The sequence below is a fragment of the Adhaeretor mobilis genome, assembly GCF_007741515.1.
GTDB lineage: Bacteria > Planctomycetota > Planctomycetia > Pirellulales > Lacipirellulaceae > Adhaeretor > Adhaeretor mobilis.
This window is the reverse complement of the sequence record NZ_CP036263.1, coordinates 4,457,693-4,481,359: the sequence shown is the minus strand read 5'-3', so window position 1 is coordinate 4,481,359 and position 23,667 is coordinate 4,457,693. Positions and strand designations below refer to the sequence as shown.

Annotated in this window: 19 protein-coding genes and 1 tRNA gene; 11 read left to right on the top strand and 9 right to left on the bottom strand. The window is 53.5% G+C overall.

What is annotated here, in order from left to right; translation table 11 throughout:
* The first annotated feature begins 5 nt into the window (after positions 1–5).
* Together HG15A2_RS17630 and HG15A2_RS24175 are read left to right on the top strand one after the other, a co-directional pair.
* Complete coding sequence (locus HG15A2_RS17630) at positions 6–239, top strand: hypothetical protein (RefSeq protein ID WP_145061851.1); 234 nt, start codon at positions 6–8, stop codon at positions 237–239.
* A 168-nt stretch (positions 240–407) separates the two neighbouring features.
* A tRNA-Leu gene (locus HG15A2_RS24175) sits at positions 408–491 on the top strand.
* 88 nt (positions 492–579) lie between these two features.
* On the opposite strand, the gene HG15A2_RS17625 is transcribed toward HG15A2_RS24175, so the two are convergent.
* Entirely contained in the window at positions 580–990 is a 411-nt protein-coding gene (locus HG15A2_RS17625; protein WP_145061849.1) for a site-specific integrase, read from the bottom strand.
* A gap of 68 nt (positions 991–1,058) precedes the next feature.
* A complete protein-coding gene (locus tag HG15A2_RS17620; protein ID WP_218932057.1) occupies positions 1,059–3,290 on the bottom strand; it encodes a right-handed parallel beta-helix repeat-containing protein in 2,232 nt (743 codons plus the stop codon).
* 380 nt (positions 3,291–3,670) lie between these two features.
* Here HG15A2_RS17620 and HG15A2_RS17615 point away from each other — a divergent pair, with 380 nt between their 5' ends.
* Positions 3,671–4,597 (top strand): ComEC/Rec2 family competence protein, encoded by a 927-nt coding sequence (locus HG15A2_RS17615; protein WP_218932056.1) that lies wholly within the window; start codon positions 3,671–3,673, stop codon positions 4,595–4,597.
* 159 nt (positions 4,598–4,756) lie between these two features.
* Here the strand turns inward: HG15A2_RS17615 and HG15A2_RS17610 are convergent, their stop codons facing one another.
* From HG15A2_RS17610 to HG15A2_RS17590, 5 genes are all read right to left on the bottom strand, one after another.
* A complete protein-coding gene (locus tag HG15A2_RS17610; RefSeq protein WP_145061844.1) occupies positions 4,757–5,602 on the bottom strand; it encodes a metallophosphoesterase family protein in 846 nt (281 codons plus the stop codon).
* Positions 5,603–5,615: 13 nt separating this feature from the next.
* Positions 5,616–7,166, bottom strand: a complete 1,551-nt coding sequence (locus tag HG15A2_RS17605; RefSeq protein ID WP_145061842.1) for a polysaccharide deacetylase family protein — start codon at positions 7,164–7,166, stop codon at positions 5,616–5,618.
* Positions 7,167–7,230: 64 nt separating this feature from the next.
* A complete protein-coding gene (locus tag HG15A2_RS17600) occupies positions 7,231–8,853 on the bottom strand; it encodes a sodium:solute symporter family transporter (RefSeq protein WP_145061840.1) in 1,623 nt (540 codons plus the stop codon).
* Positions 8,853–10,805 carry a right-handed parallel beta-helix repeat-containing protein gene (locus HG15A2_RS17595; protein ID WP_145061838.1) on the bottom strand — a complete coding sequence of 651 codons (1,953 nt, stop codon included), beginning with the start codon at positions 10,803–10,805 and terminating at the stop codon, positions 8,853–8,855. The genes HG15A2_RS17600 and HG15A2_RS17595 overlap by 1 nt, the downstream gene beginning before the upstream one ends.
* 103 nt (positions 10,806–10,908) lie before the next feature.
* Positions 10,909–12,120: a XylR family transcriptional regulator gene (locus HG15A2_RS17590; protein ID WP_145061836.1), complete on the bottom strand. Its 1,212-nt coding sequence runs from the start codon at positions 12,118–12,120 to the stop codon at positions 10,909–10,911.
* A 438-nt stretch (positions 12,121–12,558) separates the two neighbouring features.
* Between HG15A2_RS17590 and HG15A2_RS17585 the strand changes: the two genes are divergently transcribed.
* The 7 genes from HG15A2_RS17585 (at position 12,559) to HG15A2_RS17555 (ending at position 20,763) form a co-directional block, all read left to right on the top strand.
* The gene (locus HG15A2_RS17585) at positions 12,559–13,509 is read left to right on the top strand and encodes a LamG domain-containing protein (protein ID WP_218932055.1); all 951 of its coding nucleotides are present in this window, start codon (positions 12,559–12,561) and stop codon (positions 13,507–13,509) included.
* 241 nt (positions 13,510–13,750) lie between these two features.
* Entirely contained in the window at positions 13,751–15,079 is a 1,329-nt protein-coding gene (locus HG15A2_RS17580) for a LamG domain-containing protein (RefSeq protein ID WP_145061832.1), read from the top strand.
* 141 nt (positions 15,080–15,220) lie between these two features.
* A complete protein-coding gene (locus tag HG15A2_RS17575) occupies positions 15,221–16,291 on the top strand; it encodes a DUF1559 domain-containing protein (RefSeq protein ID WP_145061830.1) in 1,071 nt (356 codons plus the stop codon).
* A gap of 214 nt (positions 16,292–16,505) precedes the next feature.
* Positions 16,506–16,811, top strand: a complete 306-nt coding sequence (locus HG15A2_RS17570; protein WP_145061828.1) for a carboxypeptidase-like regulatory domain-containing protein — start codon at positions 16,506–16,508, stop codon at positions 16,809–16,811.
* A 33-nt stretch (positions 16,812–16,844) separates the two neighbouring features.
* Positions 16,845–18,209, top strand: a complete 1,365-nt coding sequence (locus HG15A2_RS17565; RefSeq protein WP_145061826.1) for a metallophosphoesterase family protein — start codon at positions 16,845–16,847, stop codon at positions 18,207–18,209.
* A 133-nt stretch (positions 18,210–18,342) separates the two neighbouring features.
* Entirely contained in the window at positions 18,343–19,539 is a 1,197-nt protein-coding gene (locus HG15A2_RS17560; RefSeq protein ID WP_218932054.1) for a metallophosphoesterase, read from the top strand.
* Positions 19,540–19,593: 54 nt separating this feature from the next.
* Positions 19,594–20,763 carry an SGNH/GDSL hydrolase family protein gene (locus HG15A2_RS17555; RefSeq protein ID WP_145061821.1) on the top strand — a complete coding sequence of 390 codons (1,170 nt, stop codon included), beginning with the start codon at positions 19,594–19,596 and terminating at the stop codon, positions 20,761–20,763.
* Between the two features lie 382 nt (positions 20,764–21,145).
* On the opposite strand, the gene HG15A2_RS24170 is transcribed toward HG15A2_RS17555, so the two are convergent.
* Positions 21,146–21,637, bottom strand: coding sequence for a hypothetical protein (locus tag HG15A2_RS24170; protein WP_218932053.1), 492 nt, complete (start codon positions 21,635–21,637; stop codon positions 21,146–21,148).
* On the opposite strand from HG15A2_RS24170, the gene HG15A2_RS17545 reads away from it, so the two are divergent.
* Positions 21,608–22,096, top strand: coding sequence for a hypothetical protein (locus HG15A2_RS17545; protein WP_218932052.1), 489 nt, complete (start codon positions 21,608–21,610; stop codon positions 22,094–22,096). The genes HG15A2_RS24170 and HG15A2_RS17545 overlap by 30 nt on opposite strands.
* A gap of 184 nt (positions 22,097–22,280) precedes the next feature.
* Here HG15A2_RS17545 and HG15A2_RS17540 read toward each other — a convergent pair whose 3' ends face one another.
* Positions 22,281–23,654, bottom strand: coding sequence for an FGGY-family carbohydrate kinase (locus tag HG15A2_RS17540; RefSeq protein WP_145061816.1), 1,374 nt, complete (start codon positions 23,652–23,654; stop codon positions 22,281–22,283).
* Between the last annotated feature and the right edge of the window lie 13 nt (positions 23,655–23,667).

Sequence of the window (23,667 nt, the reverse complement as noted above, 5' to 3'; positions counted from 1 at the left end):
CTGGGATGGCTAGCAGCGGGCGTAAATTATTGGGGGCGAAAGCTGAGCGGCATCTTGCTGGCGAAAGCGATTCCAGGACAGCCCAGTCCGAGATTGCCGCGTATGCCATCGTCGTTGACGCCAAAGACAATAGCTCTGCTGAGTTCTATGAGCACTTTGGGTTCTTAGAGCTTGCCCGCGATCCAAGGTCACTGTTCTTGCCGCTGAGCAAGGCGATCAAGAAGCTGGGAACGAAGTAAATCGATCTTCCAAGGCGTGTCTCAAACTGGGGGCAAAATTGGGGCAGATACTGGCCACACAACTCCCATGCGGATACAATCCAAGCACCGCAGGACATTCCTACTACCCGGCTTTAAACACAGTGAGGCAAGCGGTTTCCAACAGAGACGCAACACAGTTCCCATGCAAGTGAAGAGTCAAGAAAGTTGAGACATCTGGATTCAAAATCCAGTGAGGGCAACCTCGTGGGGGTTCAAGTCCCCCCTCCGGTACTTAAATAGCAGTGTTCTCTGAAACCTGCTTTTCATCGTCGCCCTGAATGTTACCTACAGTGTTACCTTGAGACTTTCTCACGGCTTTTCATAGTTCATCGGCGGTCGCTTCGGCATTCACGCCAACGTAGTATTTCATCGTCGTTCCAATCGAAGCGTGCCGCATGAGCTCCCGCAGGACCGTAGGCATTACCCGGCGGGACCAGCGGAAACCGAAGCTGCGCCGCAGATCGTGAGCACTGGCAAACACTTTCAGTAACTCGCCTTTCTTCTCACGGTGATCGACGATTCCCCCAGCCGCTTCGCCAATATCCCCTACTCTGGGTCCTATGGCGGGTCGGCTTGGCTTCATTGGTTCGCCATGCTTAGATAGAAGCCGGAACACTCGCCCGCGCCGCTCATCCTCAGGGACCGATTCCAGGAGCTCGGAAAACTCAGGGGTAATCGGAAGTAGCCAGTGGGTTCCGCCCTTCTCGGCTTCGGCAGGGATCCGCAGCATCGACCTACGTCCGCCCAGTTCAACGACAATCGCTCCAGGTGCGTAACCTGTCTGTGATAGATGTTCGTTTAGGAACGCTCTGACCTAGCACTCCGCTGTCGCAACGCAAACAATCCCGTCAGGGCCAATAGTACCGCTGAAATTGGTTCAGGCACAGCCGTAGAAGTGGAAGCTGAACTTGACGTGCTCATGCCATAGTTCTGCTGCCAGTCTGCCAAGTTGCCGATCGTGGGATTGGCTTGCCAGTCGAGAAAATCAATGCCATCGACGTTGCCGTCGCCGGTAAAGTCTCCAGCAAGTCCTCCGGTGGCGTCGAAAATGAGGATTTGAGAGGCGAATGGAGAAAGTGTGATACTGCCGCTTACGGTGTTTCCCTGCAGGTCGAGGTAAGTTAAGCCGGCTAAGTCGATAACGGAATCAGTTGTCGTTGGATTGATGAACAGCATCGCCAGGCCGTGCGGGTCTCCGTCCTCAGGATCGAAGGAAAAATTGTTCGTTGCTGAATTGGAATCTTGGCTACTGAATGCTTGCCACTCTGCTAAGGTGAAAGTGGCGTTGCCTGCTGAACCCGCTTTATGCTCAACCACATCTTCTGAGTATGGATTGCCGAAATAGTTGTCATCGAAAGTACCGAAATCGGGATTCGATAATTGGCTTGATAAGGAGAGTCCAATTTGTTCAGGCGTAAGGGAAAAGAATATGTTGCCGGTAGCGGTATGGCCACTGACGGGGATATTGTTGCCTTCAGAAAACCTTAATTGTCCGCCTTCATTATCGTAGAGAGTATTGTCGATAACTTGGTTGTCAAAAGAACGATGGACGAAGATTCCGCGCTCATAGCTATTTGATACGGTGTTGTTTGCGACGAGCACATCATGGGTGTTCTCATCTAAATAAATGCCAGCCGACGTGGAACGAAAATTCTCATTCGCAGTCCCCTCGGGTGCCCCTTGTGTGTCCAGGATGATATTGAAGCGAATAATCGAGCCGGCCGAACCCGGCAGTGCCCCATTGGGATTGTACGTATAGATGGCAGCACCGTCATCTTTGATCTTGTTGCTGTTCTCGATCAGGTTCTGTTCGATTAGTGTGTTTTCGCCAGAAAAGGTGATGGTGCTGTAGCCGGTGTCACTGAAATGGTTGTTGCTTACCACATTGTCGTTGCCGCGCAACTTGGTTCCGATAGCGCCGTAGATATTGCTGCCGATCCCACTTGCATTAATGCGTTGGAATTCGCCGGTGTCTCTAACGGTGTTGTTTGTAATCGTGGTAGCATCATTGGACGAGTAAATGGCGGCGTGGTTCGCACCCACAATCAGATTGCCGTCGATGAGGCTGTCGCTTCCCTGGCGTGAGAATTCGGTGCCGACGAAAACAGCAACGGCATCGGGGTAGAGGATTTCGTTATTCTCGACGCTGATGTCCGAGGACCGATCCGCAAAAATGCCATGCTTGGCGGCATGCTTGATCGTAAGGTCGGATATTTTGATGTCATGCGTATTGGCAGACAGCTCGACCCCGTAGTCCAACGCCGATCCTTCGATCAGATAGTTGGCCGGGGAATCCCCGTCGGGCATCCACACATAGGTTTGTTGCGTCGGCGCGTCATAGTACCATTCGCCTGGGGAATCTAATGCCTCGAGTTTGTTATTCAGAAAGTACCCCCAGCCTGATTGGTCGGGTAAGCCATAGGTGGGTTCGCTGGCCAGGGTCACTGCTTTGTTCGATGGGTTGAAAGCCGCCACCGGTTCGGTGGCGATGTTCCACTGCAAAGTACGAATGTGGGCCGTTGCGCCAGTCCAGTCGATGTCCGTGCCTAGCGCTGCGTCGACAAAAGTCGTAGCATCTGTTTTGTAATCCATTTTCAGGTAACCCTCATTCGGAGTCCGTGCCAAGGTGAGAGGGGCGTCGTTAAAGAATAGCTGATTGACAGGAGCGGGAGTGTTGGCCACGTAAATGTTGCCCTGATGAGGTGTCCAGTCAGAGATCACCGACGAAGCGCTAATCGTGGGGTTGGCTCCCAAACCGTAGGCACCGTAAGTGATCGGGCTTCCAGTTACCCCAGAATTGGAAGCCACTAAAGACTCTCTCCAAGTGTCGCCCCGATTGAAGAGGACGTTGTCACCCGGGTTGAGATTGAGCCCGTTGATTTTGTCTAGAGTTTTCCAGGGAGTGTCTGGGTTCTGTGCCTGCGAAAACGATCGAAAGTCGTTGCCGTTGTTGGCCACGTAGTAGGTTGCCGCCGGCGCTGCGGAGGAGGCGAGCAGCCAACTACACGCACCTACGAACAAGATGAGCAATCGTCTTGTTGCGAGGGAGAATCTAGACCGTATAGGTAGAGACATTGACTCGTCTTTCTGCTTCTCTGTTCCGGGAGTCGCTTGCATAGCAAGGACCACTGAGTAGTGAGTCAAGACATAGCTACGAGAAGCACCGTAGGCGTTCTAGCCGGTGGAAATTGCCTCTCTGACGGCAAGCGATCAGCCGTATCCCTCACCACATTATTCTTGTCAAAAAGTCCATTCTAGGCGATTTACTATTCCACACCCATTCCTACGCTAATTACCAATCGGGCTTGAATAACGCGGGCTAGCTGCGCCATTGGGCTACAATCTCTCGAGGATACATGCAACCTCAAAGGGGGCCGCACAGGCTATCCCTCGCACACTGGAGAAGCAACATGCGATTGTTCATCCTTCTTGTCGCCAGTTTCATTTCGGCGCACAGCTGGTCAACTAGCCAAGCCGCTGAAAAGCCGAATGGTAAACCACTCAAGCTGACTTTCTTTGAGATGCAGGACATTGGTATCGGTTGCGGTCTGGCGATAGCAATTCAAACTCCTGCCGGCCAGACATGGCTCTACGATACGGGTGTCTCGGTTGATGAGCAAGAGTCCTTCAACGCTGGGCGAGATGTGATCGCGCCATACTTGAAGCGTGAAGGTATTGAGCGAATCGATGGCATCATCATTAGCCATCCGCACAACGATCATTATGGCGGCCTTGAGTGGCTTTTGAATAATTACAAAATCGACCGACTATTCGACTCAGGATATGCTCCTGCCTATCAGGATTCCATCGACAAATTTGTCGAAGAGGGGGGCGACTATCATCCGATTCTTGCCGGCAGTCCGCTTGTGCTGGACGAGCAGCTCCAGGTTGATGTACTGGCACCCCCAGCGGGGTTTTTCAAGGAGGCGAATCCCGAGAAACGAGCCAGCTACGATCACGCGTGGCACTACATGGCCAATAAAAACTCAATAACGCTCAGGATTCGACACGGCAAGGTCACCATCCTGCTCCCAGGGGACATCCAGGAGCAAGATCAAGGAGAGTTTATGCAAGAGTACTACAAGCCTGAGGATCTCAAGGCGACGATCATGTCTGCCCCAGGGCACGGCCTGCATGCCGATCTAAAGTTCGCTAAGTCCGTCCAACCTGAGGTTGTTGTGATCAGTTGTCTCAATCGCTACGGCGATGGGCAGCGAGCGAAAAAGGTTTACGGCGACATTGGCTCAGCAGTGTATTCCAACAAGATACACGGCCAAGTGCAGATCGTTTCTGACGGTCAGCACTATGAGGTGAGTACAGAGCGGACTGGTAAGTGACCTTGTGCTAATTTGTCTGTTGGCGGAACTGTATTTCACGGTCGCTAATCGTCGCCGAAAGCGTATCACTGTCGGGCACGCCTAACTCCTGAGGAGATGGCGGAATGAACTCCGAGCTGCGACCGTTCAGCGTGAGAGTTTCAGATTCTCGATCAAGGATTAAGGTGGAGAACAATGGATCGCGATAGGGACAGGTAAATTTGATGTAAGGAAATGCCTCTTCAACATGAGGACGGAACCGCGTGTGCTCGTATGCACTTCCCACCCAATGATAAGACATGCTATTGATCTGGATATAGACGATGCCTTGGATCGTTTTTGGTAATCAATATGGTGGTGTCCGCTAAGGCAGGCGAACACCTTGCTATGCCCAGCTTTGGCGTTGGCCGCCTCAAGTATCTTGCGAATCTGGTCTCGATTGTCGACACCTCGTTCGGCCTCAAGGCTCTGGTGGCAAATCACCAGCGTTGGCAGACCGGTACCCTCAATGTCTTGAGCGAGCCAGTCCTGCTGCTCGGCGTCGATATATCTGGGGTACCCTTCCCAAGGTTCTGGGTTGGAATCGTTGCCGTCGAGTACGACGATGTGAAATCCATGCTTGTCGAATGAGTAGTACCGCTCGGGCATCCCCCACCATTCCATCGTCTGTTGCTTCCTGTAACCGCCATCGGTATCGTGGTTGCCGAGCACATGATACTTCGGCCCGTCAAACGAATTCCAAGTATCAAGGAATGGTTGGTTATTCGAGATGGGTATGGCAAAATCGCCCAATTGGATAATGGCATCCGGCTTGTCCTGCTTCATCTGGTCGATGAACATCCGAAGTCGCTCGTGGGCATCCTGAATCACATCTTGATGGACATCTGCCACCAGCCCCAGAGTAAGTTTGCCGGGTTCTGAATTTGGCGATCGCTCGCCAGCTCGTAGGCCCGGTATTTTGCAGGCAAACGTTGCAGCTGAAAGCCCTAAGCCAAGCAGGACGTTTCTTCGATCAGTTGTAGCCATTGCATGGTTCTCCTTAGTTAACAGCCTCTTCAGATCGCTCAATTTCAATCCCGCCAACCAGTTGCCGAGCCTCTGTGAGAGCGGCGGCAAGTTGGGCGTACGTATCGGGTCGAATTTGATGGCCGGAGTCTAAACGGAAAGAAATATCTCGCGAAGATTCGATGAGCTGCTTCGCTTGCTGTGCGCTAGTGTTCTGGTTGGCAATACCAGAAGTCATCGCGGCCTCGGCTTTCTTGAGTACGAGGTTTTGCTGCAGGGAAAGGATTTCGTTCAAGGTGTTTTTGGCATCGGTTTCGAGCCGTGAATGATCGACGCCACCCACCAACTTTTCTGCTTCCAACAAGTTATCGAAGCAGTATTGGTAGTTGTAGGGATGAACGATATGCGGGGACTCAGGAAGTGTCGGCGGCCACTGCCCATCAGAGTTATACGAATTGGTCAAATGATACCACGCTTGGCGCTCGGTTGACTCGGTGAGGTCTTCGCTCGCGTTGAGCTTCTCACGAACCAAGTCCTGCCACGGCCTGAGAATACGAGCCATTGGGGTATTGGCCCAAGTCGAGGCAAAGGCCCCGTGCCAGGCGGAGTCGTCATCGAAAGTGATCGGTTCCTCAATCGCTGGCAAGGTGGCGCAGGCCTCGTCGAAAGTGATGAATTCGCCCATTTCTAGGCACGCAGCCACCAAATCGATCAGCTTCTCTCTCGACTTGGGCGTGTGCTCGAACACATTGTCCGGGCGGTTCTCGTACTTCAAGCGGAACCAGCCGTTGGTGCCAACGTATTCGGCATCGTCGGCGAAGACGATCATGGCACCTTCAGATTCGCCTTCGCTCTGGGAGGAATATTTGCGAATCAGCTCAAGATAGGATTCAAGCGTGTAGCCGTCCATCCCCATGAAGTATCGTACACCGTGCTGTGCAATCCGATCAGAACGCAAGAGCATGCGCAACTGGTCTTTCTCAAGGCCTTGGAGCTGATTGAAGGGGAAATGGATCGCCGGCTCCGAGCCGGGGAGATCGTAGCGGAAGGCGAAGTTGTAGAAAGCCGCTTCGTTGGAGTGCTCTGCCTCATAAATCTCTGGACGCTGCGGCGTTCCGTCTGACTTAAGAGAGCGGCTGTAAGCCTCGAAATCGCCGATCAAGTTGGCATACCCAGCATCGTGCACCATTTTGGGCACGTAACTCCGCCAGCCGCATTCCGGGTTCCAGAAACTACGCGGCTGGAAGCCTAAATGTTGCTGGTAAATGTCGTTGGAAAATCGCAGTGTCCATAGCCCATCCTCCTCAGGGAAATTGGGAAGCATGGGATGCGCGTACGGGCTGCCCATGAACTCGCACGAGCCATCGGCAATAGCCGCATTGAGCTTTGCCAGTACATCAGGGGTTCGCTCCGCCATCTGCTCGATTGTGAATCCAGACGCCTCAAATACGTACTTTACCCCTGGGAAATGTTCCGCCATCGTATCGAACATCATTTCGTACGAGTGGCGGATTACGAATTCATAGCTTTCGGGGGTTAAGTAAGCGTAGTTCAGATTGGCGTGAAAAATATTGAGGTATTTCATAGTAGATCACTTCGTGTCCTAAGTTATTTCTAAAGCGGCCAGAGAGCCTCTGTGAGCCCTGGGGTCAGTTAAGTGCGGACGTGCCTTCAGCAGAAGAAAACAAAACGTAAATCCCAATCATGATGAGCGCAAGTAGTGCCCAGCCGGCCCAGATGAGGCCGGTTTTCGAACCAAGTTGCTGGCTCGCTTTGTTAGGCGATGGCAAGTGCTCCTCACAGGAAGCATTCTCGGTGACTAGTGAGAGCAAAATCATGAACAGGCTGATGCCTGAAAACAGATAAAAGGACATCATCAGGAAGTGAGGCAGTTGAATTTCAATGCCGAACTGCGAGGTGATGGGTTCCTTGAAAAAATCGATGAGCCCAAAGCCTAGGGATACTGCTGAGCCGCAAACGAGCGTCCACAAGGCAGCGGTAGCAGTGGCCCCACGCCAGAGGATGCCGATCAGAAATACGGCCGCCATTGGAGGGGCGAAGTAGGCGATGATGCTCTGCAGTAGGTCGAACAGATTCTTCCCGACTGATTGCATCGACAGGGCGATACCGATCGAGACGATGGCAATTCCAATCGTCACCACTCGGCCAACCGTTTTGATGTGTTGTGGAGAAGCGTCGGGTCGGAATTTGCGTTGGTAGATATCGAGCGTGAAAATCGTGCTAAAAGAGTTCAACCCTGAGTCGATGGTGCTTATCAATGCTGCGATGAGGACGGCGACAATCAGTCCGACCATTCCCACCGGCAAGTAGTTGACCATCGTCAGGAAGGCTTGGTCGGAGTCTTCGAGCTTTGGGTGAAGCACCGCGCACATGATGCCGGGCAGGGTGAAAATAAACGGTGTAGCGACCTTCAAGAAACCCGTAAACAGTGCGCCTAACTGAGCTTGTTTGAGATCGCGTGCCCCTAGGATCCTCTGCACGATTGTTTGATCGGTACACCAAAACCATACGCCCAGCACCGGGTAGCCCAAGACCATGGCAATCCACGGGTAGTCCGGATCGTTTGCCGGGCGGATGAGTGCCCAGCGATCAGCGGGCACCGCGGCAAGAAGGTTTTCCAGTCCACCGATGTGGTACAGACCAAGGAACGTCACCGTGGAGGCACCTGCAATCATCAGCAACGATTGCAGCATGTCTGTCACCATGATCACCGCCAAGCCGCCCGCAACGGTCAGGAAGGTTGCGACTCCGGTGAGCGCCACAACAGCACCCCACAGCGGAATGTCCAAAATCTGGCTCAGCAACAACCCACCCGTGTAGAGGGCGCCGCCTAACCAGAGGACGATCGTCGAGAGCAAAGCGTACCAAGATAGGAACTCAGCCGAGGCTGGGCCAAAACGGCGGCGGACGAATTGCGGCATCGTCGTGACGCGGGTATTTAAGTAGTGGGGGGCGAAAACCATAGCCAGCAGCAATAGGAAAGGCCAAGCCATCCATTCGAAGTTGGCCGTCGCCATTCCGGTCGCGTAGGCGGCGCTGGCCGAGGCGATGAGGAACGAAGGGTTGATGTTCGTGCCGAAAACCGACAGCCCCACGTTGAACCACCCAAAGCTGCGACCTGCGAGGAAATGATCGTCCTCCTCGCGCCGTTGAACACTGACGTACACGCCCACAGCCAATATTCCCACAAAGTACGCCGCGATCACGGCGTAGTCGGTGGACTGCAGTTGTAGTTCGGCAGAGTTGGGCATCAGGGCTGAGCTTGCTCCAGGAGGTCCTGATAAGCGGGCTCCAAGCCGGCTTGCGAAATGATTTCCTCGACTGCAGGCGTTGGTTCACGCATAACTTTAAGTGAAAACGCAGGAGTCCCCGCTCTTTTGCCGCCCAAGTGTGGGAAGCTCCGAGTGGTTTCGGATTCGTCAGAATCCGGGTCTAGCACCACGTCATTTTCCATCTGGTTGTTGTTGCCAATCGCATGCAGCAGATAAGGGCGAGCGATATTGGACATCACGTTGTCGTGGCACCGGATGTGATCCGATTGCTCATCGAAGAAGACGCCGCACGCTTTGTCGGCGGTCACCCAATTCGAAGGCTGTATGTCAGCCATATAATTGAAGGCAATCTCCGTGCCTAGTTGCGGAGCAAGCGTATAAATCGCAGCACCATCGTGAAGTTGCTTGACTACATCGGAGATGTGGTTGTACCGAATTTTGTTGCCTAGCATCGCGTTGGGCTTTGGACCCCAGCCCCATCCAAGGCTAATGGCCGTGTACGGGAGGTTTTCGATCTGATTGTGCTCGATTCGCGCACCGCGAACGTAGCCACAGGCGATGGCAAGGTTGCCCAGATAATCCGCCGCTGCGTTGGTGATGTAGTTATTGGCGATGCGATCATTGGTGCAGATCTCGCGTTCGTCCTTGGGATTGAATACGTAGTGGTGGTCGTACTCCGGTGGGGAGAAGGTACCATGACGAATCGCCGTGCCCGCGATGTCAGTGAAGCGGTTGCCAACCACTTCGCAAGCGTTGGTTGCGAAAAGGAGATCGAGAGCCGTAGCACCCAGATTGCGGAATTGGTTCCGCTCGAAGCGAATATGCTTGCACCCGGTCAGTTCGACCGCCGCCGGGGGGCGTCCGAACAGCTGGAAGTTGTCTGCAGTGGCCGTGTAATTAAAGAAGCCGGCTTGCCCTTCGATCAACCCGAGGCGACTCGGTCGGTGCCAATTGGTTTCCTCAAAGGCTAAGTCGCGGAAGACGACATGCTCGACCGGTCGGCGGACGGTTCCCGCGATATGGATCAAGCTTTCCATCCGCGGAGCCGTTATCCGAGCCTGTGTCATGTCCTCACCCTCGCGGGGGCGATAGTAGACCACGTGCTTCTTTTGATCGAGATACCATTCCCCAGGCACGTCGAGCAATCCAAGGCTGTTCTCCCAGCGAAATGCGTTTCCGTCGAGAATCCAGGGGGCGAGACGGGAGAAGATCATGTCCTGGCCGGGATTGCGAAGTTGCACCGTCGCTAAGTCTTGATTCTCCTCTTGCCGTTCTACGGACTTGACTCGCAAGATCGACTGGCACCACTCGTTTTGCAGGAGCATTTCGAGTTGCGAAACGTCTTCCAGGTCTTTCGCGACGTCCCAGGGAATCTCAAGAGTTTTGGATTCTTTGTGCCACTTACTCACCAAGTAGAACTGCTTCCCATCATTGGGCGACCGTGCGTGGGTTGCCCGCTTGCCGTTGACATAAAGCTGACGAAACTCCCCATCGGTTGGAGCTAGCCAAAGCCCTCGGCCGTGCTGTTTCCAGCCGCTGATTTCGCTTCCACCACAAAGCGTCGCCAGCTCCCCAGGGGCAGAGGCGTAAACCACCGGGCCGCCGGCCAGGCCGGAATCGGCGGGCGTTAGGTTGAGCGGTTCGTCCAGCTCGTACCTTCCTTGCTTGAGGAAAACCGTAACGCCTTCGGCGGGGTACTGGTCGGTGTACTTCAGACGGCGTACCGCCTCTCTGGCGCGAAGAATCGTAGCAAACGGATTTGCTTCAGTGCCCGGGGCCGCATCGTCGCCCGCGGGGGAAACGTAAAAGACCTGCGCCGGGTCGGTCGAGGGAGCTTGATCCTTTGCGCGTCCGGTCACTGCGGTGCCGAGCACGGCGAGAGTGAACATGGCGAACGTCACAAGACGCTGCTGTTGTGAGTGGTAGAGCATAACTACTTTTTTCTTTCCTGAAGAAGTTCTTTTTGGAAGGGGCTTGCTTGACAGGGCTTCATTGGGGAGTCGCACAACGACTCATGCCGAGCCATCCACGGTCTCAAGTCCGACGGCGGCTTTGCTTCTGGCGTCGATACTCGCTTAGAGTCATTCCGGTGTGTTTCTTAAATAAGACACTTAAGTAAGGCGACGAATTGATGCCCACCCGTTCGGCGATCAGGGGAATCGCCATTTCCGTCTTGGAAAGCAGCTCCTTAATCCTGAGAATTCTTGCCGCAACGATTTCTTCATGAATGGTGTGATTGGTCTGATCCAAGAAACGTTGCTGAAGCGCAGTTCGCGAAATTCTAATATGTTTGAGGACGTCGGTGACGTTGATGCCGTCGCACGCGTTCTGCCTAATGAATTGCATGGCATCGGCGACAAACGGATCTTGGATCGCAAGCGAACTTGTCGACTGGCGCACAACGACACGCACCGGCTCGATGTACTGGAGCAGGTTCGTAACGGTCCTGCCGCTCATTAGTTCGTGCAGTGTTTGAGCAGCATGATAGCCAACGAGCTCTGCGTTGGGCATGACGCTGGAGAGGTTTGGGATAGCGGCTTCTCGGACAATCTCCTCGTTATCGACACCAATCACCGCGATACCCTCGGGCACAAAGGCGTTGGCCTGGCGGCAGGCGTCCAGCACTTGCAAGGCACGGAAGTCGGTGGCGGCCATCACCCCCACGGGTTTCTCAAGCTGATCGAGCCACGCAACCATGTCAGCTAGTTCGGTCTCCCAGGGTTTCTGGCCGAATCCTTGCTTGTCGTGGCCGGTCGTTTGAAAAACGTCGCAATGGCCGCCCCCTGCTTCGATCGTCCGGCGAAATCCTTCCCGGCGTCCGTCCGACCAAGCGACTCCTTCATGCCCCACGAACCCAAAAAGCCGGTAGCCATTCTCCAGCAGATGCTCTGCTGCCATGCGACCAATCGCAATATCGTCGTTGAGGACGTAGGGCACGCGTGGTCTCTTGTTGTGTTTTTCATTGCGATTTTCTGATTCCCCAGGGAATCCGCCTTCGGAGTCACGCACTTTAGGCGTATTAAGCGACACCAAAGGCGTATCGAGGCCTTGAACAACACGATCAATCTCTTCGGTGGCCACATTACAAATGACACCTTGTCCGTGCCAGCTTTTTAACCAACCCGGGGGCGGGTCATAGATGGAGCGTTGTTCCAAGTACAGCGACCAGGGGCCATTCTCGCGCGCGAATCGGCCGATACCGCTAATGACATTTCGACCAAACGAAGTGCTGGTCTCGATAATCACAGCAATGTGCGGTGGCAATCCATCCCTCAGAGAGTCGTGGTGCTTAGCGATGATCGGCCTCGTCGGTTGACCAGTAGGGGGGATGCCCAGTTTACAGGCTTGGTAGTAGATTTAATTTATCGTATCAGTCCAGGTATCATATTGTGCAAGGACATTTCTTAATATCTTCACCCGCCCTTCACAGTACCTTTATAACCGCGGCATTTTGCATAACAACTCACATGTCGAATTGCATAACAAGCGGAATTAATTATTGCATTGTCGTGCTCACAGCTATTGCCCATATTGGGGTTGTCGGGGGCAGTCACGCCTCCCTCGCTTATCGATTACTTACCTGCAAGTAACTTTTGGAAGCCACTTTTGTATTTGGGCCCAGGTGCGTTGCCGAAGGCCTCAGATTGACTTTTCAAGTCTTTTCACATGATTGGAGAGGGACCAATGAGAGTTGCCATCTTGAGTTTTCTAGCAGCAGGGGCGATCCTGCTATCGGTAGCCAGCACAGCATCAGCCGGGACCGTTGGATATTGGCGTTATGAGGACGGGCCCGTGGGCACTAGTGCCGGAACGTTGGTTGCCACAGCAGGCCCTAATGCGATCGAAGTTCCGGGAGCGCCAGACCAAGTATTCGACGCGGATGTCCCCGGGGCTTTCATCTTCGATCCCGTAGCTAACACGACTGTGGCGAACACGTTGTCGCTAAACTCGCCCGGTACCAATTTGAATGCCCGTGCCACTGCACCTGGAGCGACACTCGAGCCTGCGAGTTTTTCATTTGAAACCTTTGTCAAAGACGATGCAGAAATCGATGGCTTTGACGTGATTGCCGGCAAGAGACGAGCAAACGCCCCGGGAAATGCTGTCAACGATCCTGGTGGAGTGAGGTGGTCCTGGATGATCACAGAAGACAGCCAGGGGCGAGTATTCTTCAGGATGGATACTGATGTTTATAATCCCGATGGCTCATTGGCCTCAGGCGCATTTAATCAAAGTCTGCAATACTTTCCAACTCCAGGGGGAGGCGGCCCGAGCGTGCGTGATCAGGAGTGGCATCACGTTGCAATAACCTACGACGCTGCTACAAATGAAGCCAGCTTGTACATCGATTACATCCAGAACAACGCCAAGATGACGCCGAGCAATGGCGGCACTCTGCAATATGACGGAGGGGAACTGACACTTGGTGGCCGAGGCGATGGAGGCAGTTGGGCTGGGTTGATTGACGAATCTCGACTGAGCGACGTCGTGCTGTCGGGCAGTACGGATATAGATGGGTTTGATACCACCAACCAATTCTTGCTTGCTACTAATACCAATATCCCCGAGCCGAGCGCAGTCGTCATTGCCCTGCTTGGGTCGGTATACGGCATGGGGTTTGTCCGCAGGCGATAGGTTTCTGTGAACGCAACTCCAGGGGATGTGCTCGCATCCCCTGGCATTGCTGGCAAACTACCGATCTTTTTAATTTTGCATTCCGAAGCACGCGCTCCCTCCTACCGGGTTTCCCGGCTGGCGCAGGAGGAGGGAGTGTTTTTAGCACCCAATCCGAGTTCCATTTTACGCCGACCACTTAATACCGATTGTCGAAGTATTCAATATCAGGCAGTTTTTACTCTTGCGAACAGGCAAACCGATGAAATCGATATGGAATAGGCAAACTCTCGTAGGTTTAGTAGCTACAGGACTCTTGACGCTCGTCAGCGTTCCCAGTGCTTCTGCCCAGAACGTCCTGGGATACTGGCGTGGTGAAGGCACCATTGGCGACACTGTACTTTCGATACCTTCGGATGTCGTCCCTGCAGGTGCGACTGCTGCACAGGTGACCGCCGTGCTCGTGGATCAGGGAGATGGAAGTCTAACCGGCGGTACCAACACACAAGTTGCGGCGGCACTTGCAGTGCAATACAGCGCGGACGTCCCCGGGAATATGATTTTTGACCCGCTTACTAATACGACCTACGCCAATACTAGCTCGGTCCTCCTTGATCAAGCGGGGCGACCGTTTTCCAATGAAAACGAGGAGTGGTCCGACGATGCCAGTTTCTCAGTCAATGCTCAGGAAGCTGGCGGGGATCCAACCATCTTCAAGACGCGAAACTTCACCTACGAGGCGTTCATCAAAAGTGTCGATACACTGCCATTTGCCCGTATTGCCTCGATAAGAAAAGGCGTAGGCAATGGCACCTACATGCCAGGGGGATCGCCGGTGACCGCTTGGTCAATTGGTCCTTTTGGGACCCCAGGATCGCAAACCTATGGAATCCGTGCTGATTCCAAGGAGTTTCCCTATTTCCTACCCGGCGATGGTAACGGGCTGGCCAACGATGCCGGGGTTTCGTTCGTTCCAGTCAACGACAGCGAATGGCATCACATTGCCTTTACCTACACCGATGGCGAACGTGGTACGACGCCTGGCGAATTCCGGTTCTATGTCGATGGTGAATTAGAGAACCTTTTCGTAGGAGACGAGGTTAGCACGGAATCTTTCAAGATGTCTAACAATGGCACGATGCTCTACGGTGACTCTAGCACCGATTCACCCGATGATGCGGCCTTCGCAATCATCGGAATGGCCGACAATATTTTCGGTGCAAGCCTAGATGGTCTGTTCGATGAGGTCCGGTATACGGACTCCGTTCTGCTACCAAGTCAGTTTCTGCAACTGGCAGGCGTGACCGGCCCGAATGGCGACTTCAATTCTAGTGGTCTGGTCGATGGACAAGACTTCCTCGATTGGCAGCAAGGTTTCGGGATCACTGGTACGGCTACACTAGCCAATGGCGATGGCAATGCAGATTTGAATGTCGATGCCACAGATCTGGCTATCTGGGACGCACAGTATGGATCGACTGCTGCCGTAGTGAGTGGTGCAGCTGTCCCAGAGCCTACGTCGATCTCGCTCGCTATCGTGTTGGCCGCCATGCTCATCGGAACGGCACGCACGACTCGACAAACTGCTTAGAACGACTCTCGCTAGCGGGCATTAGTTGTTGCTCGCTAGCGAGTTTGCCAGAGCGAAGGGTTCATCAAAGCCCAGTTGCTCCAGACCGCGTTAGTGAAAACTGTATCACTCGAAGTAAGGACTCTGTACAGGGCCAATAGCATGAACACCGTAATCTCTTTTTCTCTCGATTCACGGAGCAATCCTCACAGGAAAGCCAAGGCCGCGTTCACGCTCGTCGAGTTGCTGGTCGTGATCGCCATTATTGGGGTGCTGGTCGGCTTACTCCTGCCTGCCGTGCAAGCCGCTCGTGAAGCAGCCCGGCGCATGCAGTGTACGAATAATCTCAGGCAACTTGCGCTATCGGTGTTGAATTACGAATCTGCCCTCGGGGAGTTCCCTAAGGCATTCACAAGTGTTTTCGACGATTCAGAAGGTGGTCAAATACCAGAAAACCCTGGCTATGCTTATTTGTGGATCGAAGCAAAGTCCGCGGGTGCCAATGGAAAGGGCACGAGTTGGTTGTTGGGGATGCTTCCATACATGGAGCAGGGTTCCATTCGCGACCAATGGGATTTCACCAAGAGCCTCGTCTCGGCGGAAAACCGTCCGCTTGCTGAGAAGGACCTTCCGAGCTTTTATTGTCCCAGTCGCAGATCTGACATCGGAGAATTCTCGCCTAACATGTTCCAACAGTGGTCAGCCGGAGGTACCGATTACGGCGGATGTATCTCCTCTTCTAATTCCTTCTTCAACGGGGATGGAAATCCAGGGGGGCCAAATGCCTCCTGTACGCACGACGTCGTCTCTATGTTTACACGGGGCGGAGGACGTGAGTCCGGGAGGACTGCGCAGGATCGTTTCACGGACTATCTGGGGATCATCACGTACGGTGTCGATGTCAAAGTAGCGACGGTCACCGACGGATTAAGTAACACGATTATGGTTGGCGAACTTCAGCGACTGAACAACTTGGAAGACTGCGCCAAATGGAGTTTCGATGGATGGGCGGTAGGTGGTGTCAGCAACTTGTTTGACACCGATAACTTCCCAACCGGTGGTACCCCGGGTGGATTGAATAACGACTTTTTTGAAAGCCCTGGTAGTCTTCACCCTGGTGGATGTAATTTTGGGATGGGTGATGGGTCTGTCCGGTATATTAGCGAAGATACGGACACCGATGTCTTCAAGTTTCTAGGTGGCTATGCTGACGGTCAGTTTACCGACCTGTGATGCGAATTCATGAAGCAGTGTTTTGAGCTGCTGCAAGTGCTTCCGAGCCTGGGTGTTGGCAATTATTAAATCTCTAACACCAAAGAAATAACTATTCCGCCTACGATCAAGGAAAAGTCGAGTGAGGAACCTCCCTAAGACAATTCTCATCAGTCTGGTTTGCGCTTGCTTTATGCTACCAAACGCTGGCTGTTCGAACTCCACACGACCCGAATTGGGCACTATCCAGGGTACGGTCACACTGGGCGGGAAGCCCGTGGAAGGTGCCTACCTGACTTTCAATCCTGTGGACCTGGGGCGTTCGTCGCACGGCAAAACGAACCAAGAAGGCAACTACGAGGTCACCTATATTCGCGACATCAAAGGTGCCAAAGTGGGAACCCACGAGATCACTATTCGCACCGTGGGTCCAGGCTATCCTGGGGAAATCATTCCCAGTCAGTACAACGATAAGTCCACGCTGACCGAAGAGATTGCTCCTGGGGAAAATACGATCGATTTCAAGTTGGTCAAAAAGTAGACGCGGCTTTCTAGATCGCGAGATAGAATATCTATGCAGCGTCGACAATTTCTAACGCAAGTCGCAGCAGGGGCGGCAGCCCTATCGAGCGCTGGCGGCAAAGAGAGCCGTGCCTTAACCACGATTGGTAATCGATATCCTTACCGCACGGTGTCCGAAGCGTTTCACGCCGCCAGCTTCGATCCCACGGCAACCGATAGCGCGTACTTTGTCGTAGCCGCCGATTGCCACTACGGCATGAATACAGGCGATGGCTTGCTACCGGTCATTAAGGAGATCAATCAGCTTGATCCCAGGCCTGAATTCTTCCTTGTCAATGGTGACATGGCGGTTACTGCTTCACTCTCCTTTGGACGTCGACCTAACAAGCAAGAAAAGCTCAAGACCATCGATGAATTCAATGCGTTTCGGAAGCATGCCGAGCAGCTCGATCCGGCCATTCCTCTTAAGCTAACACTCGGCAACCATGACACCCATCCCGGTGAAGACGAGCCAGAGTTGTTCCATGAGGTCTTTCCCGAATTCCCTGCGTACGAATCCTTCAATCTTGCTGGCGGACACTTTGTGCTGCTCAATGGGCACAGCGACGGACGGATCGACAGCAGGCAAAGCGATTGGTTCGCCGCAGACATTGCTGGCGTCGATAGAGATCAGGAGATCATTACGTTTGTGCATCAACCATCACTTGGGTCGTCGGTTCGTGAGCGCATGATCGCCCCCGCTTATGAGAATGCGTTGGTCGAACATCGCGGCATAGTCTGGGCTATTTGCGGGCATGAGCATCGAAACCACGATCAAGTATTTCAGCTACCTCATACGACGATTAACCAAGCGACGGTCGTGTGTAGTGCTCCTGGGATTTGGGGCGGCCCCGAGAAGCCCGGGTATTGGTACTTCCTCATGCAGGGTGGAAAGATTGTCAACAGAGTTTTTCGCAGCATGGAACACGGCTTTCGATTGAAAGAGCAACCCGATTCCAATCACGCGGTGCCGATTCCGAAACCGTTTCAGTTTGCCAAGGACGTTCGTTGGAAAACGCTTGTTGGCGAGGGAGACGAACCGTATCGCATTGAGCACGATGCCAACGACAACGTCACTTGCTGGTGCTACGTGCGCAAGCTCGTCTATGGTTTACCATTGAAGGATACGGGTGCCAGTCGCCTTGCCGTGCTAGGTAGCTTCAAACCCTCGGCCGATGGCACTCCAAAGGCTGCGGTCCGAGTCTCTGGTGATCGCAAGAGCTGGCATGACTTGAAAATTCCGCTGCCGAAACATGGTGTTTATGAATTTGTGATCCCCGGAAAGTTGCGGACCGCGGATACGTTATATGCGGAAGTAGCACGACTAACGGGACAGCATACGGAAATCTACGTGGCAGGTTACGCACTACTTGCTTGACGAATTTGACTAGGCGATGCTGACTGAGCATGGTTGGGCCTCAGTTCGCGGTTCTTGCACTTTCACTCGCTCATACCGTCACTCACTCAAGCCAGACGCCATCGCGTTGCGGCTAATACTCCCGCTTACTTGCATGATAAAGTATACTCTCTCCAAGAATTCTAGTAGGCTTACGTTAGCCTTGCTGGTCAGTTGCAGTCTTTCGTTCAGTGTTACTGCGTTTGCTCAAGTCGAACGCATTTGGATCTCACACCAATCGAACAATCCCGACAAAACCGTTATCAATTGGCAAACGACCCAGGCCGGCCCCTCAGTAGTCAACTACGGACTCAGTCTGAAGTATGGTGAGACGGCCGAGGACTCTGAAGCGACTACCCTCCACCAAGTGGAAATAGATACTCCTGCCAGGGATGTCGTTTACTATTTCCAGGTTGTCACCGGTGAGCAGCAATCGACCGAGCAATCCTTCAAGGCTTACCCCACCAAGGAATTGCGAGTTGCTCTGACCGGCAATTGGCAAACCCGGCCCGATTTACAAGCCCTCCTTGACGACGACCCTCACCTAGTGATCGGTCTAGGGGACTATGTTTGGGACACGTATGGACCTTGCGGCAAGAAGAAGGTGTGTTTCAAGCCGTTTGAGGGCTTAATCGACAGCTACCCCAAGTTGTTTCGGACCACGCCTTTCTTGGCCGTTATGGGCAATCACGACCGACAGTGGCTTCCACGGCCCACTGCTCACGGCGACCCCGCGCCGGAACCGGTGTACGATATCGCCGCGCAAAGCATCACCCACTTCCTTGCCCAACCCGACGAGGAGTGGAAATGGTCGTTCGAGGTGCCAGAGTTTCATCTGCGGTTGGTTGCGATCGATAATGCCCACGTCACAGACAACGGCACCAATCTCCAAGCCTGCCATGATGTAGATGCCGAATCGGAACAGTTCCTTTGGTACAAGAATCTCGTCGAAACAACGGATACATCCGAGACTTCGCTTATCACCTTGTACAATAGCAGCAATACCGTGGTCGCTAATCCTGATGGCGTATTCAAACACTGGAAGCCGTTCCTACGGAAGAACACTGCTATCCTGACCGGCTACGGACTTTACGCGGAACGCGCCGAGATGCAGGGCCTGCCCTGGTACAACTCTTCACTGGTGAAGGGCCGGCCCCAGGACATGTACTTCGACAAGAACCAAGCCTTTGGCGCAGGCGTGAGTAGCTACGTGCTCATGAAGTTCAACAACGACACGCACCAACTTGTCATCGAGTTAAAGAATGTTGAGGATGGTTCCGTACTCGACACCAAGACACTGGCCATTCCCTAGTCGCGTCCTACAGTCCGTTACGCTTTGCCAACATTACTAACCTAGAAGATCCTCATGCTAAGTGGCTCCTTGCGATATTTCCTGTTGATCTGCCTCTGCCTGCTCTTGGCTCGGCCCATCGTAGCAGTGGAGGTCGCTCGATCCGGCGTTTCCAAGCCCACAGTTGCTGGAAGCAGTCGAGTTGAGAACGGTAAGACTGAAGAAAGGCTTTCATGGCATGATCTTCGATCCCTCGACATCGAAGGCAAAGGGTGGGGCGAAACGAGCAATTTTTACGACCGTCTCCCAGCCAAGGCGGAGGGATTGGTCCGCCCAGAGGTATGGAGCCTGAGCCACCATACTGCGGGGATGTGCGTGCGGTTTATCACCGATGCTCGCGAGATTCATGCCCGTTGGACGCTCTATTCACCCAACCTAGCAATGCCCCACATGGCCGCGACTGGTGTGAGTGGCTTGGACCTTTACGTTAAAGCCGACCAAGGCAACTGGCGTTGGCTAGCCGTCGGCAAGCCGGTTGGCCGCACAAACGAGCTTCCGCTCGCCCAAGGCCTGCCAGCGGGGAAGCGGGAATATCTGCTCTACTTGCCCCTCTATAATGGTATAACTTCGCTGGAATTGGGAGTTCCCCATGAGACGCTATTCCAGGCCGCACCCAAACGGCCTGCTGGTCGCGACAAGCCGTTAGTGTTCTACGGAACGTCCATTGCCCAAGGCTGTGCGGCGTCGCGTCCTGGCATGGTTCACACAGCCCTCCTTGGCAGGCAGTTGGATGTCCCGGTGATCAATTTGGGGTTCTCCGGGAACGGGAAGATGGAGCTCGAATTGGCAGAACTACTCAGCGAGCTCGACCCGGCGGTCTTTGTTCTGGATTGTCTTCCGAATATTAACTCCGAGGTGATCACTGAGCGTACCGAACCCTTTGTAAAAAAACTCCGAGAAAAGCATCCCCACACTCCCATCTTGCTAGTCGAGGACAGAACCTATGCGGATGCTTTCCTGAATTTGGCGCATCGCAAGCGTCACCGGACGTCGCGTCAAGCCTATCACGGTGCTTTCCAGCGATTGCAGGAAGCGGGTGTCGTTGAGCTGTATTACCTCAAGGGCGATCAACTGTTGGGAGACGACGGGGAAGGGACAGTCGATGGCTCGCATCCAAACGACCTGGGCTTCATGAGGCAGGCTTCTGAGTTTCGGAAGGTGCTGGAGCCTCTTCTTGGACAGTGACAATATCGAAAATGCGAATTCCCACCTCCTGAGGATTTCCGTAAAAGCGTGATCCCGCACCAACTTCGTAGCTTAGGTAAATCGGATATTGATGCACGGATTGCCTGCTGCTTCTAACGCGGCCTAGTCGTGTACTTGGTAAAGTTCAAAATTGTTGCGTTTACCTTCAAGAGCCGAATCCGTTGAAACTCTACCCATCACACCTACTCTTCAGCATGTCCTAGTGGGTTGATGAGACCCAGCTTGGCCTAAAGCCAGTGATAGTTACTTTGGCAATGTCCTCCGGAAATACTAATGATAGACGACACTATCGAGCTCTCTTTGGAGACAGGCCTCGGCGTGTAGCAAGACCAGCATCAGCCCCGCACTTTTCGAACGCTATTCACAGCTCGTCAGACGCGCAGAGCAGTTCGCGAATCACGAGACGCACTGTGTCGAGTCTCTCCCCGAGTAAGATCAGTGGCAATCCCCCAAAAGCGTCCTGGGAGTTGTAGAGCAACTCAAAGACCTTGCTCTCATGCTCGTTGAGTGGCACCTCTAAGCCATTCCTGAAATCTTGCATGATTGCCTGGATGCAACCGGCAAGGTACTGGTGGGCCCGTAACCCGTAGTCGACAAAGGCCGATGTTACTAGCTCGGTGGCGGAAGCCCCATCGAGATGGGGGAGCTTCCGGGCTATTTTTTTCACAAGCGTACTCTTCGCGCCCGCAAACCCCTGATCAAAGTCCCGCTGATTGTCCTCACTTTCGATACCCGCCCAGATCGCTTCCAGCACCACCCTATCAACTTCTGCCCTGCCCTTCTCCGGGAGATCGTCGTAGTGCCGATCGACATCGAACGAGACATGCTTTATCAGCCGAACAGCGTCGTTCATTTCGCGCGGTTGCCGCGGTTCGCACTGCGCAGCCTGCCACAGCCCGTATTCAATTTTCTCGCCAAGAGTCGGATTGTCGAATTTCTGTGCGGCGGCAAGTTGCTCGCCTGCTTCTATGAGGCCATCAATCGTAGTTGGGTACCCAAGCTTACGAGCTTCGGGCTTCTCGGCTCATGGGCGGAGGTCCTCGACAGAATCTCCCGGCTTAGAGAAGCCCTTCGGGTGCGTGAACTTGCGTTTGTAGAAGGGCTGTATATTCTTTGCACGCTGGAAGAGAAACCACAGCGCGCGATAGGAAGATCGCAACTCCGTATCATCGAACATTTTATGGTAACGCTTGCAAAGGATTTGGAAGCCGTAGTGCCAAGCCGGGAAGTAAAACCGATGCCCCGTGTGCTTACCTATATCTGTGGACGGGAGAAACAGTCGGTTGCCGTCGGCGTCTCGCTGACAAACTAGGACCACCTCAGCGTATTATGCCACGATTTGGGCGTGGATCTAGCACTTCACTTATACCTCACAGTGGGTTGCATTACTCTGCTGCTTCATCGTGCAAGGAGCAGCGTGAGCAACTTCCTCGTATGCGAGTGCGATCAAAGGTCGATAGACTCTGACCTTGGTCTTACTGCTGTGGCCGCTGTCTTCACAATTGACGAGGCGTTTGTTGTCGTGGCCTCCACTGCTGTTCCAACTCTTGAGGCGAAACGCCCGCCAACCCGCTTTGAGCCAAAATGGCCGCTCCTAAGCTCGTTGGCTCTGAGCAATCCATAACTCGAACAGGACAGCCGAGCGTCTCGCTCTTGATTCTGAGCCATAGATCGCTCCTCGCTGCTCCTCCTACTGAGTAAATGACCGTCGGTTTTTCATCCTTGCAGAGGAGCTCAATTTGTTGCTGAAGTTCGCTGGCCACAGCTTCGTAAATCGCCCGGACATCGTGCCCACGCGTGTGATGGCTTTGGCGGTCGAGAAACATCTCGCTTGCACTTTTCGAAGCAGCGTCTGGGTGCAAGTGGACTCCTCCTGCACCCGCTGGGACGCTGTCGGCCAATTTGTCTAGTTCAGCAAAGGAAGGCAAGTCTGGCAGCGAGTTGCGATACTTTTCTAGGAGTTGAGCCGAGACCTCTCCAAAGACCATCTGGTAGTATTGATCCTGAGAAAACGTTGGGCCTTGGAATACGCTTGGTGGCGCGTTCTTTTCGAACTGATTGGAGCAACGAACTGTCGCAAGCACCGTGCCAGTCGTTTCGCTAATGGAACCGGGCTCCGTATTGCCAGCACCAATCGCTCCAGCATATTGGTCCAAGCATCCAATGATTAGCTTGCAACCCAGAGGTAATCCAAGCTCGGCTGCGACTGCCTGCCTTAGAGAACCCGCATCAGTGCCAGCTCGGACGATAGTAGGAAGCCAGTCAACGGGTAGCTTGATTCTATCGCACGCTTCAGTCCACCAATGCAGGCGATGTATGTCTACCAGGCCAGACAGTCCAGCCGTACCCGCTTCGGTGACATGATTTCCGGTCAACCACAATGTTAGATAATCACTGATTAAAGCTACTCTCGCGGTCTTCTCCATGACCTGCGGCTGATGCTGCTGAAACCAGCTCGTCTTTGCAGGCAAGAATTCGTGAGTCAAGCCCGGTAGGCCCGTAGTTTCTTTGAATTCAGAAGTCGCCTGTAATTCATCGAGTGGACTACTCAGGCCCAACGCCCGCTGATCGTTCCATAGGATTATCGATGTGAGAGCATCGTCGAACTTGTCCAAGAGTACAAAGCTATTTGCTTGAGTAGCAAAACTAACCGCAGCAACATCACTCAAGCCGCCTACTTCCAGGGACAGTCTCTTCGTTGCATCAGTAAGGCATTGAATGAAACTTGTCGTAGGTAGCTCTGCTCTCATCTCAGCGGTTTGCTGCACTGGGGTTGGAACGCGCTGTAGCCCGACGATTTGCCCATATTCGTCAAATAGACATATCTTGAAATAGCTCGTGCCAAGATCGAAGACTAGAATATTGCTCATTGCGCTACCGGTA